11 protein-coding genes are annotated in these 19,370 nt (G+C 62.7%); 8 read left to right on the top strand and 3 right to left on the bottom strand.

All coding sequences use genetic code 11. The annotated features are described in order from the left end of the window. Positions 1-14: 14 nt before the first annotated feature. The gene (locus DVDV_RS06980; RefSeq protein ID WP_075353979.1) at positions 15-179 is read right to left on the bottom strand and encodes a nucleoside transporter; all 165 of its coding nucleotides are present in this window, start codon (positions 177-179) and stop codon (positions 15-17) included. 485 nt (positions 180-664) lie between these two features. Here DVDV_RS06980 and DVDV_RS06975 point away from each other — a divergent pair, with 485 nt between their 5' ends. After that, positions 665-2,998 carry a methyl-accepting chemotaxis protein gene (locus DVDV_RS06975; RefSeq protein WP_075353978.1) on the top strand — a complete coding sequence of 778 codons (2,334 nt, stop codon included), beginning with the start codon at positions 665-667 and terminating at the stop codon, positions 2,996-2,998. An 89-nt stretch (positions 2,999-3,087) separates the two neighbouring features. Here DVDV_RS06975 and DVDV_RS06970 read toward each other — a convergent pair whose 3' ends face one another. Further along, complete coding sequence (locus DVDV_RS06970; RefSeq protein ID WP_075353977.1) at positions 3,088-3,993, bottom strand: hypothetical protein; 906 nt, start codon at positions 3,991-3,993, stop codon at positions 3,088-3,090. 310 nt (positions 3,994-4,303) lie between these two features. Here DVDV_RS06970 and DVDV_RS06965 point away from each other — a divergent pair, with 310 nt between their 5' ends. From DVDV_RS06965 to DVDV_RS06940, 6 genes are all read left to right on the top strand, one after another. After that, a complete protein-coding gene (locus DVDV_RS06965; RefSeq protein WP_075353976.1) occupies positions 4,304-6,637 on the top strand; it encodes a methyl-accepting chemotaxis protein in 2,334 nt (777 codons plus the stop codon). 297 nt (positions 6,638-6,934) lie between these two features. Then, positions 6,935-9,271 carry a methyl-accepting chemotaxis protein gene (locus tag DVDV_RS06960; RefSeq protein WP_075353975.1) on the top strand — a complete coding sequence of 779 codons (2,337 nt, stop codon included), beginning with the start codon at positions 6,935-6,937 and terminating at the stop codon, positions 9,269-9,271. A 312-nt stretch (positions 9,272-9,583) separates the two neighbouring features. Further along, entirely contained in the window at positions 9,584-11,920 is a 2,337-nt protein-coding gene (locus tag DVDV_RS06955) for a methyl-accepting chemotaxis protein (RefSeq protein ID WP_075353974.1), read from the top strand. A 224-nt stretch (positions 11,921-12,144) separates the two neighbouring features. Continuing rightward, on the top strand, positions 12,145-13,431 hold the full coding sequence (purD, locus tag DVDV_RS06950) for a phosphoribosylamine--glycine ligase (protein ID WP_075353973.1): 1,287 nt from the start codon (positions 12,145-12,147) through the stop codon (positions 13,429-13,431). Continuing rightward, positions 13,432-13,929: a 5-(carboxyamino)imidazole ribonucleotide mutase gene (gene purE / locus DVDV_RS06945; protein WP_075353972.1), complete on the top strand. Its 498-nt coding sequence runs from the start codon at positions 13,432-13,434 to the stop codon at positions 13,927-13,929. 301 nt (positions 13,930-14,230) lie between these two features. Then, complete coding sequence (locus DVDV_RS06940; protein WP_075353971.1) at positions 14,231-16,102, top strand: tetratricopeptide repeat protein; 1,872 nt, start codon at positions 14,231-14,233, stop codon at positions 16,100-16,102. Between the two features lies 1 nt (position 16,103). On the opposite strand, the gene recQ is transcribed toward DVDV_RS06940, so the two are convergent. Continuing rightward, positions 16,104-18,344 (bottom strand): DNA helicase RecQ, encoded by a 2,241-nt coding sequence (recQ, locus tag DVDV_RS06935; RefSeq protein ID WP_075354002.1) that lies wholly within the window; start codon positions 18,342-18,344, stop codon positions 16,104-16,106. A 155-nt stretch (positions 18,345-18,499) separates the two neighbouring features. Between recQ and DVDV_RS06930 the strand changes: the two genes are divergently transcribed. Next, the coding region (locus DVDV_RS06930; RefSeq protein WP_139311548.1) for a GAF domain-containing protein at positions 18,500-19,370 on the top strand (871 nt) is incomplete at its 3' end.

The raw sequence follows: 19,370 nt of genomic DNA, 5'->3' as shown, positions 1-19,370 counted from the left end.
GGCATGAGGCCGGGCTACAATTCCTGATCCTTGTCGTCGTCCTTGCCGGTCAGCCACTTGTTGACGGGATTTTTCTCGCCCGGATGGCGTTCCTGATAGTTCCTGGCCCGGCGGTTGAAGTAGATCAGGAAGACGAAACCCAGGGCGATCAGCACAACGAGGAAGACGCCGTTGCTCATGGGACGATCTCCATGGACGCTTGCAGGCACATCGGCAAGTTTCGGTGTTATTTTCCATTATGAAAATACGACGTCACAGCCCCGTTGTACAGCCCTCTCCCGGCCCCTGCCCGTGGCGCAGGCCGCCGCCCCCCTCTCCCCCGAGGTCTTTGCCGCAACGAAAAAAAACAGCCCCGATGATCACGCAACACCCCTGTTTGACCACCCGAATGTCACCCTCGTGTCTGCTTTCGCGCCCAACAGGCACCCCAGGCCAAGCAACTGGCACCAAATCAGTAATGAAGCGTGATTGTTAGAAAAAAAATAACGCTGGCCTCAGCCGCTTCTTTTCCTTATTTCCATCCGGGGGAATGGAGATACTTTTTTGCAAGATTGACAAAACGCACCGTAGTGCACGCCGAACGGCCGGTTGAGGGAACGCCGGCGCTGGCTGCGACTCCATACAGCCCTCCCCTTTTCCATCCACCGCATCCGGGAGACTTGCCATGCGCCGACTGGGCCTCAACGCCGTCCTGACCCTGGCCGTCATTGCCTCGCTGTTTCTGGGCATTGCCGCCATCATCACCTATGCAGCGACCTCGACAGCCAACATTTCCACAGCGTTGCAGGAAGAGGAACTCCAGCGCACGGCCACGGACGTGGTCAACCTGATCAGCCTCAGCCTGGAAAACGGCAAGGATAACGCCAACACCCTGGCCTCGCTTCCGATCTTTCTCGAAGCCCTCATCGGCGCGCCGGACCGGGCCCAAAAAATGCTCGACGGCTTCCTGAAAAATTCCAATGCCCTGTTTGGCGTCCTGGTCGTCGATACCGACGGCAAGGCCGTGGCTTCGGTCTCGAAATCCGACAAGCCCCTGGCCGCTTCCTATAAGGACTGGGACTTTTTCAAGGCCATAACGGCCGGCAACGACGAGTACACCAGCAGCACGATCCGCCACGACGAGGCTTCCGGCTCCACCTATTTCATCACGGCCCATGCCGTGCACGGCCCCGACTCCAAGGTGCGGGGCATGGTGGTCATTTGCACCGACTGGAACCGGCTTACCCGCCAGTATATTTCCCCGATCCGTTTCGGCCAGACCGGATACGGCTTCATTTTCGATGACACCGGACGCATCATCGCCCATGCCAAGGACAAGTCCCTGCTGCTACAGCAACCTGCCGACCGCACCATCGCCGAACGGGCCGGGGCGCTCAAAAACGGCATCATGCGCTACGACTACAAGGGCGAAGGCAAATACATGGCCGTGGCCCAGGTTGCCGGTGTCCACTGGCTGGTGTGCATGACCGCCTCGGCCTCCGAAATTGCCAGCACGACCAACGGCCAGCGCAATGTGCTGATCGGCCTGGGCGCGGCAGTCCTGCTTGTCGTGGCCGCCCTCATCATCATCTTCAACAAGGTGGTGGTGCTCACCCCCCTGGCTGCCATCGCCGCCTATGCCGCTGCCGTGGCCGATGGCGACCTCAAGGCGCAGCTTGCCGGCCGTTTCCGCTTCGAACTGGCCGGCCTGGCTCACAATCTCGAGCGCATGGTGGGCGAACTCAAGACCAAGCTCGGCTTTGCCGAAGGCGTCATGAATGGCATTCCCACCCCCTGCGGCATCGTCGGCCCGGACTGCACCATGCTCTGGGCCAACCAGTCCATCTGCGACCTGCTGGAAAAAAACGCCCCGCCCGAGACCTTCAAGGGCCAGAAATCCGGCCTGTTCTACCTCGGAGACGCCAACCGCGAAACCTGCTCGGACAAGGCTTTGCGCCAACGAAGCGTCATGACCGCCCACAATGAATACATCACGCCCTCGGGCAAACAGCTCCATATCGATGTTGTCACCACGCCCTTTTTCGACATGGACAACAACCTCCTGGGTTCCATCTCCTTTTGGGCCGACCAGACCGAACTGCATGCCCAGCAAGGGCGCATCAGCGCCCAGAACGCGCTGATGGCCGACACGGCCGACAAGGCGTCGGCCACCTCCGACCGCATGGCCTCGGCCGCCGAGGAACTCTCGGCCCAGATCGAACAGGCCAACCAGGGCGCCCAGGAGCAAAACGACCGCGTCCAGGAAACCGTCACGGCCGTGGAGCAGATGAACGCCACCATCCTGGAAGTGGCCAGAAACGCCGGGGAAACCGCCGAGAACGCGGCCATGGCCCGGGACAAGGCCCGGGAAGGGGCGGGGCTCGTGGTCGATGTGATGGATGCGGTGGACAAGGTGCGCCAGGCCGCCGAGCGCCTCAAGGACACCATGCGTGGCCTGGGCGATCAGGCCCAGGGCATCGGCACCGTTTTGGGGGTCATTTCCGACATCGCCGACCAGACCAACCTGTTGGCCTTAAATGCTGCCATCGAGGCCGCCCGGGCCGGCGAGGCCGGACGCGGCTTTGCCGTCGTGGCCGATGAGGTCAGAAAACTCGCGGAAAAGACCATGCAGGCCACCAAGGAGGTCGGACAGGCCATTTCCGGCATCCAGCGCGGCACAACCGATACCATTGGCATGGTCGATCAGGCCGCCTCCGCCGTGGAGCAGGCTACAACCCTGGCCGAACGGTCGGGCGCGGCCCTGGGCGAAATCGTCAGCGTGGTCGAAACCGCCGGCGACCAGGTCCGGGCCATTGCCACGGCCGCCGAAGAGCAGTCCGCCACCTCGGAAGAGATCAACCGGGCCGTGGAATCCATCAGCCGCATCGCCTCGGAAACGGCCCAGGCCATGGGCCAGTCCGCCCAGGCCGTCACCGAGCTGGCCGCCCAGGCCCACGAACTCAACAGCCTGGTCGCCGACATCAAGGGCGGCAGCGGACAGGCCGCCCTGACCGCCTAGACACATCCCGGTCCTGCGCTCGTCAGTTTTCGGAAGCGCTCCCAGGCAAACGGCCCTTTCCGGCAGCACCGGAAAGGGCCGTTTGCTGTTCACAACACCCTTTCCCGGGCCAGCATTTCCATGATGGCCGCATAACGGGGCTGGTCCGGCGTAAGCAGGGGCTGGCGCGCCACCGCATCGCGCCGGGCGTTGTAGACTTCCGACATGCTCCCGCTGCCGTCTGGCTCCTGGCGCAGGGCATAAATGACGGAACGGTCCGGCTCAGGAGCCGGGATAAGATTCCCCGAGAGGGTGTTTAACTTCATGTAAAACGGGCGGCGATGGCGGATAAGGATGGATTGCAGCGGATCCGGGGTCATCATGTAGCCAAGCAGCTGATTGTCGATGGAGGCATAGTGCACGTGCAGGTAGTTGTGCCATCGAAACAGGCGGGCGTGAAAATCGAGTGAGACTTCGCCAACGGTCAGGACCCCGGCTGCCTGCAGACCGCCATCAGTGGGTTCGCCGATGATCGCCGCCCCGAGCAACCAGGCGTCGCTATGCTCATAGCGCACGGCCAGATCGTAGACCCCGCCGAGCATCCGCAACAGGTCGTGCAGGTACTTTTCGTCGTTTTGCCGGTTGAGATGCTCAAAAGTGACGGCGTCGTGGCGGGGGTCCAGGGGACTGACCGCCCGGGCCTGATGGCGGCTTTTGAGCACCCCGCAGGAAAATTCCGGGGAATAAGCCCCGACGGCGGCATCGAGAAACAACTCGGCCGGCATCTGAAAATAGGCCAGATATCGGTCGAGACGCTCGGCAGCAATACCGGAGCGGATATCCTCGATCACGGTGTTGACGCTCCGGGGCAGACCGCAATCGAGCCAGCGGCGACTGCGGGTGAAATGTTCCGCCTCCTCCCGGGTTCCCCAGGACAGCCCCGTGAGTTTGAGCGCCATGTACAATTTTTCACCAGTCCCTTCGAGGCGCAAAGCCCGAGGCCTTCCCTGTGGCATGGCTGAAACTCCTTCACAGACTCCCTCTGCGCCTCTGCGCCTTATTCTGGTATTTGTTTGGTGTCAAATAGTACCAGAAAAGGAATCTGGTAATACTTCCCCATTTTTCCTATTGGCGCAATGAGCAACGGCAAAGGTCGACTTGATAGCCAAATGCTGCACCTGCGACCAAGAGTATTTGGGACTCCGACTCCAGACCTGACTGTCCATCTGTGACCTCGCAAAACGGAAGCAATCGCCAGACATGGCAGCCTCCGCGAGAAGGTATCCAACACAATCCTTTATTTTACATCCTATAAGAGGGACTATCATGAAACATCTTGGCATTAATACTGTGCTGACACTGGCTGTCATCCTCTCTCTGTTTATCGGCATATCGAGTATCATTGTCTATACAGCCAATTCCACCCACGACATCTCCTTGAGCATGAAAGAGGAAGCATTGCAGGGAACTGCCAAGAACATGAGCAATGTCCTCGAAATGTTTATCAATAACGCCATCGATCAGACCGAGAACCTCGCATCCCAGCCCATCGTTTCCGATGCCCTGAACGGGTCGCCGCAGCAGGCGGACAAGATGCTGCAACAAGTCGTCACCCAATCCGAGGATTTGGCTTCGGCCATCATCATCGACGCCACCGGAAAACCTGTGGCAGGCGCAACCAAAAACGGCGAAGCCTTGCCGACCTCCTATGCCGACCGGGAGTATTTCAAGGCCATCATGGCCGGCCAGAAAAGCTACGTGACCAAGACGATCCTCAAGGCCAAAACCAGCGGATCCCTGATTTTCGTCGCCGCCCATGCTGTCACCGGTCCCAACGGCAAAACCCTGGGCATGGTCATCGTCAGCCCCCTCTGGGAGCATTTCACCCAGAAATTTATCGACACCGTGCACTTCGGCGCAACCGGCTACGGCTATATGCTCGACGACAGCGGACGCATCATCGCCCATGCCAAGGACAAATCCGTGCTGCTGACCCAACCGGCCGACCGGACCATCAGCGAACGGGCCTTGGCGCTCAAAAACGGCATCCTCAAATACGATTACAAAGGCGAGCAGAAATACATGGCCGTGTCCGACGTGCCCATGACCGGCTGGCTCGTCTGCATGACCTCCTCGGAGTCCGAAATGGCGGCCCTGGCCGCCGGCCAGCGCAACGTGCTTATCATCCTCGGAACAGTCGTCCTCCTTGGCGTGGCCGCCCTCATCATCATCTTCAACAAAATCGTGGTGCTCACCCCCCTGGCCGCCATCGCCACCTATGCCGCTGCCGTGGCCGACGGCAACCTCAAGGCAGACCTCGCCGGCCGCTTCCGCTTCGAGCTGGCCGGACTGGCCCGCAACCTCGAGCGCATGGTGGGTGAACTCAAGACCAAGCTCGGTTTCGCCGAGGGCGTCATGCAAGGCATCCCCACCCCTTGCGGCATCATCGGCCCGGACTGCACCATGCTCTGGGCCAACCAGCCCATCTGCGACCTGCTGGAAAAAACCGCCCCGCCCGAGACCTTCAAGGGCCAGAAATCCGGTCTGTTCTACCTCGGAGACGCCAACCGGGAAACCTGCTCGGACAAGGCCCTGCGCCAAAAAAGCGTCATGACCGCCCAAAACGAGTTCGTCACGCCCTCGGGCAAACAACTCCATATCGATGTCGTGACCACCCCCTTCTTCGACATGGACAACAACCTCCTTGGTTCCATCTCCTTTTGGAACGACCAGACCGAGGCCCATAACCAGCAGGCCCGCATTGCCGCCCAGAATGCGCTCATGGCCGACACGGCCGACAAGGCATCGGCCACCTCCGACCGCATGGCTTCGGCGGCCGAGGAACTCTCGGCCCAGATCGAGCAGGCCAACCAGGGCGCCCAGGAGCAAAACAACCGCGTTCAGGAAACCGTCACGGCCGTGGAACAGATGAACGCCACCATCCTGGAAGTGGCCAGAAACGCAGGTGAAACCGCGCAAAATGCCCTCATGGCCCGGGACAAGGCCCGGGAAGGGGCGGGGCTCGTGGTCGATGTGGTGGACGCGGTGGACAAGGTGCGCCAGGCCGCCGAACAGCTCAAGGGCACCATGCGGGGCCTGGGTGATCAGGCCCAGGGCATCGGTGCCGTGCTGGGGGTCATTTCCGACATCGCCGACCAGACCAACCTGCTGGCCTTAAATGCCGCCATCGAGGCCGCCCGGGCCGGCGAGGCCGGACGCGGCTTTGCCGTCGTGGCCGATGAGGTCAGAAAACTGGCGGAAAAGACCATGCAGGCCACCAAGGAGGTCGGGCAGGCCATTTCCGGCATCCAGCGCGGCACCGCCGAGACCATTGGCATGGTCGACCAGGCTGCCTCCGCCGTCGAGCAGGCTACAACCCTGGCCGAGCGGTCAGGCGCAGCCCTGGGCGAAATCGTCAGCGTGGTCGAAACCGCCGGCGATCAGGTCCGGGCCATTGCCACGGCTGCCGAAGAGCAGTCCGCCACCTCGGAAGAGATCAACCGGGCTGTCGAATCCATCAGTCGCATCGCCTCGGAAACGGCCCAGGCCATGGGCCAGTCCGCCCAGGCCGTCACCGAGTTGGCCGCCCAGGCCCAGGAACTCAACAGCCTGGTCGCCGACATCAAGGGCGGCAGCGGACAGCCCGCCCTGACCGCCTAGCGCGGCGTTCGGAACCAAAGCCCCAGGCCCTGCCCATTCGGCGTGCTTGGGAAACACTCCCCTTCCCCCTCCCGCGTGGCGCAACGGCAGCGCTAACGGGCCGGCCAGATTCTGGCCGGCCCGGTTTTAGGGTAACGATTTCATTTTATATTGGCCTTCCTTTCGTATTTCCGTTAAACTTGTCGTTATTTTGTAACATAATACACTGCCCCCCCGGGGCTGATCCTTCTCTTTCTTGCCAGCCGCTGTCGGCACGCTCCGCCCAGGGTCCTCCAACCCGGAATGCAGGGAGACTGTATGCGCAAGGCCAGTATCAACACCATTCTCACGCTGCTCGTGGCCTTTTTTGTGACCACGGCCATCGTTATCCTGGTTCTCTACGTTTCGCGCACCTCGTTTACCATGTCTTCCGGGCTCCAGGAGAGCGCCCTGTCCCAACTGGCGGCCTCCACCAGCCACACGCTTGGCCTCTATCTGGAAGACGCCGCCGATGTCGCCCGGGCTCTGGCCACCCAGGACGCCATCGTGGCCGGCCTTTCCGGCGATACGGCCCGGGCCAGGGACCGCTTTCGCAACTACATCGAAAGCTACAAAAACTACTGGGCCATCTTCGCCTTCGATACCAAAGGCAAGGTGGTGGCCGGATTTAACGCCAACATGCAGGACATGGCCGGCGGCGACCGCTCGGACCGCGACTACGTCAAGGGCGTATTAAACGGCCAGGACATGGTCTTTAGTGATCAGGTCATGAGCGCCAAGACCGGCGACATCCTCATCTTCGTGGTGTCCAAGGCAGTGCGCAGAGCCGATGGCAAGCTGCTGGGCGGCATTGCCGTGTGCCCCAAATGGAACGTCTTCACCAAACAGTTTATCGATCCGTTGCGGTTCGGCACCCGGGGCTACGGGCTCATGCTCGACGCCCGGGGAACGGTCATCGCCCATGCCGTGGACAAGGACATGCTGCTTAAAAACCTCGCTGACCAGGACTTCGTCAAACAGGCCCTGGCCGGCAAGGAAAGCGTGATCGCCTACGACTGGAAGGGCGAGCGCAAGATCATGGCCCTGGCCAAGGTCGGCATCACGGGCTGGCTGGTGCTGATGACGGCCTATGAATCCGAGATGACGGCCACGGCCACAGCCCAGCGCAACATGCTGCTGGTCATCGGCGCACTATGCCTGGCGGCGGCGGTCACCGGCATCACCCTGGCCAACCGCGCCTTCATGCTGCGCCCCATGGCCGCAGTGAGTCGCTACGCCCAGGCGGTGACCGCCGGAAACCTGGGATCGCCCCTGGCCGGGGTCTTCCGGTTCGAACTGCTTGAGCTGGCCGATAACGTACGCCGCATGGTGGCCGAGCTCAAAAACAAGCTCGGCTTTGCCCAGGGCGTCCTGGCCGGTATCCCGGCCCCGTGCGCCATCATCGGTCCGGATCGCCGTACCCTGTGGATCAACCGGCAGGCCATCGACCTGCTCGGCCTTGATGCCACCCCGGAGTCGGCCAAGGGCCAGATCACGGGACAGCTTTTTTACGGCGATCCCGACCGGGATACCGTGTCCGAGCGGACCCTGCGCGAGCGCCGGGGCCTGTCCCTCGACATTGACTTCCACACCCGGCAAGGGCGCGAACTCCATTTGCACGTGGACACCACACCCTTCTACGACATGGACGGCGAACTCCTGGGCTGCCTCGTCTTTTGGACCGATCTTACCGGCATCACTGCCCAGAAAAACCGCATCGAGGAACAAAACGCCCTGATTTCCAGTCTGGCCGCCCAGGCCACCGAGGTGGCCCGAAACATGGCCCGCGGGGCTGCCGACCTATCCGAACGCATCGAACAGGCCAGCGGCAGCGCCCGGGACCAGAGCAGCCGGGTCCACGAAACCGCCACGGCCGTGGACCAGCTCAACGATACCATCCTGGAAGTGGCCAGAAACGCCGGCAGCACCGCCCAACTGGCTGAGAAAGCCCGGAGCACGGCCGAGGATGGGGCCGGCCTCGTTGCCTCGGTCACCCAGGCCGTAGCCGCCGTGCGTGAAGAAGCGCAAGCCCTGACCGCCACCATGGGCGAACTCGACGACCGGGCCAAAGGCATCGGAACCATTATGGGCGTCATTTCCGATATCGCCGACCAGACCAACCTGCTGGCCTTAAATGCTGCCATTGAGGCGGCCCGAGCCGGCGAGGCCGGTCGCGGCTTTGCTGTCGTGGCCGATGAAGTCAGAAAGCTCGCGGAAAAAACCATGCACGCCACCAAAGACGTGGGCCAGGCCATCACCGGTATTCAGCGCGGGGCCGACGAAACTGCCGCCCGTATGGCCCGGGCCGTGGCCAGGGTGGCCGATGCCACCGGACTGGCCGAGCGTTCGGGGGCCTCGCTCGCCAGCATCGTCCAGCTGGTGGCCGCCGCCGGCGATCAGGTCCGTTCCATTGCTGCGGCTGCCGAGGAACAATCCTCCACTACCGAAGCCATCAACCAGTCTGTAGGCGACATCAACACCCTGGCCGCTGACGCCGCCGACACACTGTCCCAATCGGCGGTCGCAGTCCGGGAGCTGGCAGAATTAGCGAACAATCTCAACGTCCTTATCGACAATCTGCAGCAACAGAAAGGAGGGCAAAAAGCTCTGGCCTAAGGAAAATTGAGGGCGCAGAACACTTGCCAATTTCCCATTTTGACAGTAGGTATTCGCGCCGTTGCCCACATCCGACGCCAGTGCGTCAACATACTGCAAAGCCAATCGCTCCAACAGTCCAGGAGTGCCCGGTTGGATTTGCCTGTACGTTTTCGTACTGCCAAGAAAGCCGCGTGACAAAGCCGATTCGGCTCTTGAAACGTACGCTGACCGCTTTTCGTTCCCAGAGTGGTGATCGTCTGCTGTGGCACCAAGCCATAACATCAAGCAGCGCGCTGGCATCCCAAGGATGCACACTGCCAAGGAGCCACTATGCGTCAAGCAGGCATCACCACCATCATTGCCGCATCCGTCGCCGTCACCATTCTGGCCGGCGTTGCCGGTCTGGTTCTGTACGCCGCCAACTCGTCTTTTACCATGGTCCAGGCGGTCCAGGAGAAATCCCTGGCCCAGGCTGCGGCCATCTCGGCCCAGTCGGCTGAAATTTATCTCAAGGGCACCGCCTCGGTGGCAGAGTCCCTGGCCAGCCAGGACGCCATCCGGGAGGCCTTTGCCGGCAGCCCGGCCAGAGCCCAGGAGCGCCTTCGCAACTACGTTGACGCCTACAAGGACTATTTTTCCTTCTTCTTGTTTGACGCCTCGGGCACCATCATCGCCGGCAGAACAAGCGAAGGCAAAGATCTCACCGGCGGCGACCGCAAGGAACGCGATTACGTCAAAGCCATCCTGGCCGGCCAGGATCTGGTCTTCAGCAAATCCGTCTTCAAGGCCACGACCGGCAATGAACTGATCTATGTCGTGGCCAAGGCCGTGCGTGATGCCAACGGCAAACTGCTTGGCGGCGTGGCAGCCTGCCCGCTGTGGAACCGCTTTACCGCCGCCACCATCGATCCGATCCGTTTTGGCCAACTCGGGTATGGATTCATGCTTGACGATTCCGGACACATGATCGCCCACCCCTTGGATAAATCCCTGTTGCTCCAGGACGTCTCCCAGGTTGAATCCACGCAAAAGGCCCTGGCCCAGCGCGACGGCACCTTTGACTACGACTGGAAGGGGGAGTCAAAGGTTATGGGTGTCAGCCGGGTCCCGACCACCGGATGGATTGTGTGCATGTCCGCCGACACCAACGAGATGACAGCCATGGCCGCCCGGCAGCGGTCGGTGCTCATGGGCCTCGGGCTCGCAGTGGCGGCCTTGGCCGTGCTGGTCATCGTCCTTATTAACCGCCGTCTGGTTCTGGGACCGCTGTTGGCCTTAAACGATTTCACCCGGCAGGTGGGTTCCGGCAATTTGAGCGCCACCCTGAACGGCTCGTTTCGCGCGGAGCTGGCTGTCTTTGCCGATCATCTGCGCCAGATGGTCGGCGAACTCAAAACCAAGCTCGGTTTTGCCCAAGGCGTGTTAAACGGCATCCCCTCCCCCTGCGGCATCGTAGGGCCGGACTTCAACATGCTGTGGCTCAACAAGGAAGTCTGCGACTTGCTGGAAAAACGGGACGCCCGCGAATCCTACATCGGCCTGCGCTCCGGAGCTTTCTACAACAACGACGCCAGCCGCCAGACCCTCTCGGACCGGGCCATCCAGGAACGCCAGCCCCTGGCCGCCGAGATCGACTATGCCACGCCCTCGGGCCGCAAGCTGCGGATCGCAGTGCGCACCACGCCTTTTTACGATCTCGACAGCAACCTCCTCGGTTCCATTTCCTTTTGGACCGACCTGACCCAGATTCACGAGCAGAAGCAGCACATCGAGGAGCAAAACGTCGTCATCGCCCAGACCGCAGCCAGCGCATCGGCCGTGGCCGACCGGGTGGCCGCCGCCTCCGAGGAACTCTCGGCCCAGATCGAACAGTCCAGCCGGGGAGCCGAGGAGCAAAACGGCCGGGTCCAGGAAACGGCCACCGCTGTCGAGGAAATGAACGCCACCATCATGGAAGTGGCCAAAAACGCCTCGGCCACGGCCGGCAGTGCCGAACTGGCTCGGGACAAGGCCCGCCACGGGGCGCAGCTCGTGGCCGAGGTCGAGACCGCCGTGGCCTCCATCCGTGAAGAAGCCGTGGTCCTCACCGACAATATGCAAAGCCTCGGACAGCAGGCCCAGGGCATCGGGGCCATCATGGAAGTCATTTCCGATATCGCCGACCAGACCAACCTGTTGGCCTTAAATGCCGCCATCGAGGCGGCCCGGGCCGGCGAAGCCGGACGCGGCTTTGCCGTCGTGGCCGATGAAGTGCGCAAACTCGCCGAAAAGACCATGAACGCCACCAAGGAAGTGGGCCAGGCCATCAGCGGCATCCAACGGGGAACCTCCGATGCCGTGGCCCGGGTGGAGCGGGCCGTTTCGCGGGTCGCCACGGCCTCGGATCTGGCTGCCCGGTCGGAAACGGCCCTGGCTGAAATCGTCACCGTGGTGGAAGCCGCCGGCGATCAGGTGCGGGCCATTGCCACAGCCGCCGAACAGCAGTCCGCCACCTCGGAAGAAATCAACCGGGCCGTGGAATCCATCAGCTCCATTGCCGCCGAAACCTCCCAGGCCATGCACCAGTCGGCCCAGGCCGTGTCGGATCTGGCCCGACAGGCCCACGATCTCAACAGCCTTATGGCCCAGTTGCGCGGGACGGACGGGCCGCAAAAAGCCCTGTCCTAGCTCCATCTCCGGCCGGCCGGGCAGCGCATTGCCGCTGCCCGGCCGTTTGCATTTTGCGGCCATTGCGGCTAATTTGTTTTTTTTCTTGGTAAGGCTTTTCCCCTCCCCCGTCAGAGAGTTGGTCCCGGCCGCGCGCCGGACCCGGGGGTGTTTTTCCCGGCGGCCTCCCAGGACGGGCATCCCCTCCCGGCAGCCGACGGCACAACCGCACAAGGAGACGCGCGATGCGCATTCTGGTGGTCGGCTCCGGCGGCCGTGAGCACGCCCTGGCCCATACCCTGACCAAGAGTCCCGATGTTTCGGCTGTTTTGGCCGCACCGGGCAACGGCGGCACAGCCTCGTGCGGCGAAAACGTCGCCCTGTCCGACACCGACGTCCCCGGCATCGTGGCCCTGGCCAAGGATCGGGGCATCGATCTGGTGGTGGTCGGCCCGGAAGCGCCGCTGGTGGCCGGGCTGCGCGACGCCCTGGAATCGGCCGGCGTGCCGTGTTTTGGCCCCGACGCCTATGCCTCGCAGCTTGAGGGCAGCAAGGCCTTTGCCAAGGAAGTCATGACCGCGGCCGGCGTACCAACCGCAGCCTACGAAACCTTTACCGACGCCGCTTCGGCCCGGGCCTATGCCAAAAAAATCGGCGGCCCGGTGGTGGTCAAGGCCGACGGCCTGGCAGCCGGCAAGGGCGTTACCGTGGCCGCCACCACCGAAGAAGCCATCGCCGCCATTGACGAGTCCATGGTGGCCGGCGCATTCGGCTCGGCCGGGGCCACGGTCGTGGTGGAAGAGGCGCTGATTGGCGAGGAAGCCTCGTTCCTGGCCTTTTGCGACGGCAAAACCGCCGTGCCCATGACCGCCTGCCAGGACCACAAGGCCGCCCATGACGGCGACACCGGCCCCAATACCGGCGGCATGGGGGCGTACTGCCCGGCTCCCATCCTGCCGCCGGCGCGCTACAACGAGATGATGGAGCTGGTCATCCATCCGATCATGCGGGAAATGGCCAAGCGCGGCCATCCCTTCACCGGCATCCTCTATGCCGGCCTCATGATGACGGCGGCCGGCCCCAAGGTCCTTGAATACAACGTGCGCTTCGGCGATCCGGAGTGCCAGCCGCTCCTGGCCCGCCTCGACAGCGATCTGCCGGCCATTTTCCTGGCCTGCCGGGCCGGGAAGCTCACGCCGGAGTTGGTGCGCTGGTCGCCCAAAAGCTCCGTCTGCGTGGTCATAGCCGCGCCGGGCTATCCGGGCAGCTATCCCAAGGGCATGCCCATCACCGGCATCGAGGCGGCCGAGGCCACCGGCAACGGTGCGGTCAAGGTGTTTCAGGCCGGCACGAAACTCGACGGCGGCCGGCTGGTCACTTCGGGCGGGCGGGTGCTTGGCGTCACGGCCCTGGGGGATGATCTGGCGGCGGCCCAGGCGGCGGCCTACCGGGCTGCGGAAAAAGTTCATTTCGAAGGCGCGTTTTACCGCCGCGATATCGGCGACAAGGGACGCAAACGGGAGGGGAAATAGATGCGCATCGCCATTTTGATCGGTTCGATTTCCGATGAAGAAAAAATGCGGCCCTGTTCCAAGGTGCTCGATTCTTTAGGCATCGACCATCTTTTCACCGTGACCTCGGCCCACCGCACCCTGGAGCGCACCGAGCGCATCATCCGGGAGTGCGAGGAAGGCGGCTGCCAGATTTTCATCTGCGCCGCCGGTCTGGCCGCCCATCTAGCCGGGGCCGTGGCCGCGCGCACGATCAAACCGGTCATCGGCGTGCCGCTGTCCACCTCCGGCTCGGCCCTTGGCGGCATGGACGCCATGTTGGCCACGGTGCAGATGCCGCCGGGCTACCCGGTGGCCACGGTGGCCCTGGACGGGGCCGGCGCGAAAAACGCCGCCTGGCTGGCCGCCTCCATCCTGGCCCTCAATGACGCCGAACTGTCCGCCCGCATCCGCGCCGCCCGCGAAGGCTTCGCCCGCGACGTGGAGACGGCGGCGGCCAAGCTCGGCAACAAGATCTAGCCCGGCTACGCCGACGCCCATCGCCTGAGTCACCGTCCGGTCCGGGGCACATCCCGGCCCGGACGGTGACACGAACCCGCCACGCCCCCGCGTTCGGACCATTCCCGCCCGCGCCTCGCCTGATTCCCTTCCCGTCCGACGAGCCTGCAGTTTTTTTCAGACGTCTCCCCGCCTGCCTGCTGTGTTTGGCACTGCACTGTGTTTGTGCCCTCTGTGTACCAGACTGCGAATTCGCCGTATTGCCGTTGCATGGAATGTTGCGTATAGGGCGATACATCCTGCCAACAGCCTGGAGCATCGCATGGGACACGCCAGAAACCGTTACGCATTGGGGAACGCACTGCCGCGCCGACGTGGCCGGGCCTTACTGGCCGTAGCCCTGTTGACCGGCTGGCTGCTCGTGTGGCTGGCGACGGCCGGCGTCGGCCTTGCGGCCAAGGCCGGCGATGGGGCGGCGAATGTTGGCAGCGCGGTGCCTGTTGCTGGCGAGAGTGTAAACGAGCGACTGACGCGGATGGAACTGGAGATACGGCAGTTGCGGGAGGAGCAGGCGGCGAAGGCGGCGGAGATTGAGATGGCGAAGACCAATGCAGGCAATGCGCTGGCTACGCTTGAGTCGCACAAGGATCGTATTTCAGATGCACACAGCCGGGTAAGTGATGTGAATTTTAGCATCACCTTGAGTTCTGCAATTTTATCGCTGCTTTTTGCCGGTGTCGTCGCGGTAGGCGGTGTACTCACCTATCAAAAAGCTGTGGAAGAGGCACGGTCAGGCGTCAACAGATGGTTTGAGGAGGAAAAGGACAAACTCCACACCATAATAGATCAGTTTATTATTGATTCATATAATAAAATACGTATCTACGAAAAAGAAGCAAAGAAACAACTTGATGACCACATAAAAGATCTCGATAGCAAACACCATGCAGCTATAGATTCATTAAAAATAATACAATCGAAAAACCTAGGGCCGATTGACGACTCAGAACGTGAAGAATTGACAGAACTTGCCGACACAACTAAAGAAAAACCTGAAAATACTTTTACTTCTGAAGACTGGTCTGCCAAAGCATTCGCTGCATATTATGCAGGTGATTTATCAAATGCTGCTGACTACTGGTTGAAGTCTGCTTCAACCAAAGACACAACCTCGTTGAATGCAGCCAACTCGCTCATTAATCGTGGCGTCACCCTCGGGAAGCTCAAACGACCACAAGAGGAATTAGAGGCCTACGACACCGTCATCGCGCGATTCGGCAGTGATACTGGACCAGAAATTCGAGAAGAAGTGGCTATGGCCATGTTCAACAAAGGCGTCACCCTTGGACAACTCAAAGAAAAACAAGAAGAATTAGAGGCCTACGATTCCATCATCGCGCGATTCAGCAATGATACAGAGCCGGGGATTCGGGAGCCGGTGGCGAAGACCATGGTCAACAGAGGCGTCACCCTCGGGCAACTCAAAGGGCCACAAGAGGAATTAGAGGCCTACGACGCAGTCATCGCACGATTCGGCAACGATACCGAACCGGGTATTCGGGAGCAGGTCGCGAAGGCCATGTTCAACAGAGGCCTCACCCTCGGGCAGCTCAAACGGCCACAAGAAAAATTAGACGCCTACGACGCAGTCATCGCACGATTCGGCAACGATACCGAGCCAGGGATTCGGAAACAGGTAGCTGAGGCATTCTCATCTCGAAGTTTCGCACTCCTTGGCCTTTACGAATACGACAAAGCCCTCACTGCCAGCGAAGAAGCACTCCGCCGCTTTCTGGAATCCGACAAGAATGCCTTCTCCGACGCTATCGCCAGCGCAATGGCCAATAGAAGCGCAGCCCTTCTCAAACTTGGGCGCGCACCTGAGTCGCTGGCCGGCTGCGAAGAGATTTTGACACGCTACAAGCAGTCCGCCGACAGCTTCAAGTGGCTGGCTCCATTTGCCGAAGCCATGGCCATCAAAGCCGATGCCCTGGATGCGCTTGACCGGCATGACGAAGCCCAGACCACCTGCGACGCCATGGTGGCAGAGTTCGGCAAATCGGATGATGCTGACGTACTTGAAGAAGTCACCAAAGGACTGCGTGAAGCAGCCGAGCGCGCCCGGGCGCGAAACGACGCAACCCGGCTGGCTCATTATGAAGAAACGCTGAAGAAGCCGCCGCAGTCGGACTAGACTAGCCCTGCCCGTCGCGGACCTTGGCGCGCAGTTCCGCGTCGAGGCAACGCAGAGCTTCATACGACACAGCACCCCCAAGGGCCTCATAGGCCGGGGTCAGGCCGGATGCCCCTTCGCGGCGAAGGCGGGTCAGCGTCTCGCGCGCCCGGGAAAGCACATCATCGGGCAGGCCGCATACGGCATCGGCCGATAAACGGCCCCAGGCCACGTAGGCGAGCAGGTGGCCGTGGATGCTCGACGCCTTGAGGTTTCGCCGCTCGGCCACCGCGTCCACAGACCCAAGCTCACGGAAAAGCTCCAGGCTCTTGGCCGCCGAATCACCGGGTTCGCGCACCGGCCCACTGCCCGACGCCTCGGGCGGCAGGGCCGGACGCGGTGCATCCCGGCCGTTGGCGGCGTAATGCGCCGCAAGCATGGCGAGCAGCACCTCGCCGTATTTGTCGATCTTGGCCTGCCCCATGCCGCCGGCTTCGGCCAGACCGGCCGCGTCCACGGGCTTGAGCAGCACCACATCCAGCAACGTGCGGTCGAGAAAAATAACGTACGGCGGCACACCGGCCGCCTTGGCCGTTTCCGAGCGCCAGGACCGCAACCCTTCCCACAAGGCCTCGTCTGCAGGCGTGGCCAGATGGTCATAGGCCCAGCTCTTTTTCGACCGGCCGCCAGCCTCGGCCCGTTCGCCCCGGCTGCCGCGCTTTTTCGACCGGGGTTCGGGATCGGTCCGCAGCCGCATGGTCAGGCCGCGCTTGCCCTTGAGGATTTCCCAGGCAAGCGGGGTCAGCACCAGCCCGCCGTAGCCCTCCTCGTCCGGGGCCAGCGCCCCCATGGCGGCCAGACGGCGGTAGACCGCCCGCCATTGCAGCCTGGTCAGCTCTTCACCAATGCCAAACGTGCTCACCGCGTCGTGGCCCAGGCGCACCACCCGGGTGGTGGGCTTGCCCAGGAGCACGTCAACCAAGTGCCCGGCCCCGAAACGCTGGCCGGTGCGAAACACGCACGATAACGCCTTCTGGGCCGCGATGCTGGCATCGGTCGGCTCGGTCGGGTCGGAGCAGATGTCGCAGTTGCCGCACGGGTCGGGCATGTTCTGGCCGAAATAGCCGAGCAGGGTCTGGCGGCGGCAGGCGTCGGCCTCGCAGTAGCCGGCCAGGGCGTCGAGCTTGGACAGCTCAATGCGCGTGCGCGTCCCCTCCCCGCCCTCCGGGGCAATGAGCCGGCGCAGCGAGGCGAAATCGCCGGGGCTGTAGAGCATGAGCGCCGTGGCCGGTTCGCCGTCCCGCCCGGCCCGGCCGGTCTCCTGGTGGTAGGCCTCCAGGCTCTTGGGCGGGTCGAGATGAGCCACAAAACGCACGTCGGGCTTGTCCACGCCCATGCCGAAGGCCACCGTCGCGGTCATGACCAGCCCTTCCTCGCGCATGAACCGGTCCTGCCGGCGGTCGCGCTCGGCCGGAGCCAGACCGGCGTGGTAAGCCAGGGCCGGCACGCCATGGTCGGTCAGCCAATCGGCCATGTCCTCGACCTTTTGCCGCGACAGGCGGTAGACAATGCCCGACTGGCCGGGATGCTCCTCGCTTATGAATTGTAGAAGTCGCCGCCGGGGGTGGTCCTTGGGTTCGACGATGTAGCGGATGTTTGGCCGGTCAAAGCCGGTGGCAAAAATCCGGGCGTGGCCGAGGTCCAGGCGGGCCAAGATGTCGGCCCGGGTGGGGCCGTCGGCCGTGGCGGTCAGGGCCAGACGCGGCACACCGGGAAAATCCTGGGCAATGCTGGCCAGCTGCAGGTATTCCGGCCGGAAATCATGGCCCCACTGGGAAACGCAGTGGGCTTCGTCGATGGCGAAAAGGGCCAGGGGCAGGCCGGCCAAAAGCTGGGCAAAACCCGGAGACATGAAGCGTTCCGGCGCCGTATAGAGGATGTCGAGGCTGCCCCGGCGCAGTTTGTCCACCACCTCCCGGGCCGCACCCGGAGCCAGGGCGGAATGCAGGCACTCGGCTGCAACCCCCAGGGCGGAAAGCGCCTGCACCTGATCGCGCATCAGGGCAATGAGCGGGGAGATCACTATTGCCGTGCCCGGACGCAGCATGGCCGGGATCTGGTAGCACAGCGACTTGCCGCCGCCGGTCGGCATAAGGACCAGCCCGTCGCCGCCGGCCAGCACGTGGTCGATGACGGTTTCCTGGGGACCCTTGAAGCGGTCGTGGCCGAAGACCCGTTTGAGAATACTGCGCGGCGTTGTCATAATATTGTAGGGCAGGCTGGCCTGCCGCATAATCGGGTAATCGCTTGGCCCGGGAAAGGCAATGGATCAGGCCACTCTATCTTGAATTACCGCCGGCTTGGCCGTATCCTGGCCGTGCCCCGACAGACAGGCGACTTTGCAAGGGAGGCACGCCCATGGTGTCCACAGTCCATCTCCCGCTCTCCAGGGAACGCATCATCGCCGTCTCGGCCCAATGGCGGCGGTTCATGGCCGGCATGGACGTGGACACGGCCGTGGTGCGTCCGGCCATCCTCGACTCCTGGCTGCGCTGCCGCCGGGCCGGGTTCCCGCGCGACACCCTGGCGCTTTGCCCCATCGACCAGGACGGGCTGTCCCGGGCCGTGGCCGAAAACCGGGAACTGGTGGAGACGGCCAAGCAGGTCATGGATCGCCTCGCCCACTCCATCCACCTTTCGAGCAGCGTGGTCACCCTAGTTGATACATCAGGGCTGGTGCTCCATGTCTCGGCCACCAGCGAGGACCTCAACAATGTCCCCTACGGTGCGCCGGGACGCCGCTGCGACGAGGCGACGCTTGGCACCAACGGCATGGGCGTCTGCTTGATCGAGCGCAAACCCGTCCACATCATCGCCTCGGAACATTACAGCGCCTCCCTGCACTATCTAAGCTGCTCGGCCGCGCCCATCCACGACAGCTCCGGCCGCTTTCTCGGCGCGCTCAATCTGGCCATCAGCACCGAGAACTTCCACCAGCACACCCTGGGGCTGGTGGAGGCCGCCGCCCACGCCATCGAGGAACATTTGCGGTTGCGCAGCCTGGTACGCACCCAGCACATCATCCTGGAACTCCTTGACGACGGCGTCATCGTCCTTGGCGGCGACGGCACCATTGCCAGCATCAACCGGCAGGCCTGCGCCATGCTGGGCCTCGCCACCGACGCCACCGGCCGCAACATCCAGACGTTTATCCGGGCAAGCGAAGTGCTGCGGACCATCCTGGCCGACCGGGAGACCTTCCACGACCGGGAGGTCGCCTTCAGCCTGG

Source organism: Desulfovibrio sp. DV, from assembly GCF_001936595.1.
In the GTDB taxonomy this organism is placed as follows: domain Bacteria; phylum Desulfobacterota; class Desulfovibrionia; order Desulfovibrionales; family Desulfovibrionaceae; genus Solidesulfovibrio.
The sequence above is the reverse complement of the archived record's forward strand: the minus strand, read 5'-3'. Positions and strand labels throughout refer to the sequence as shown.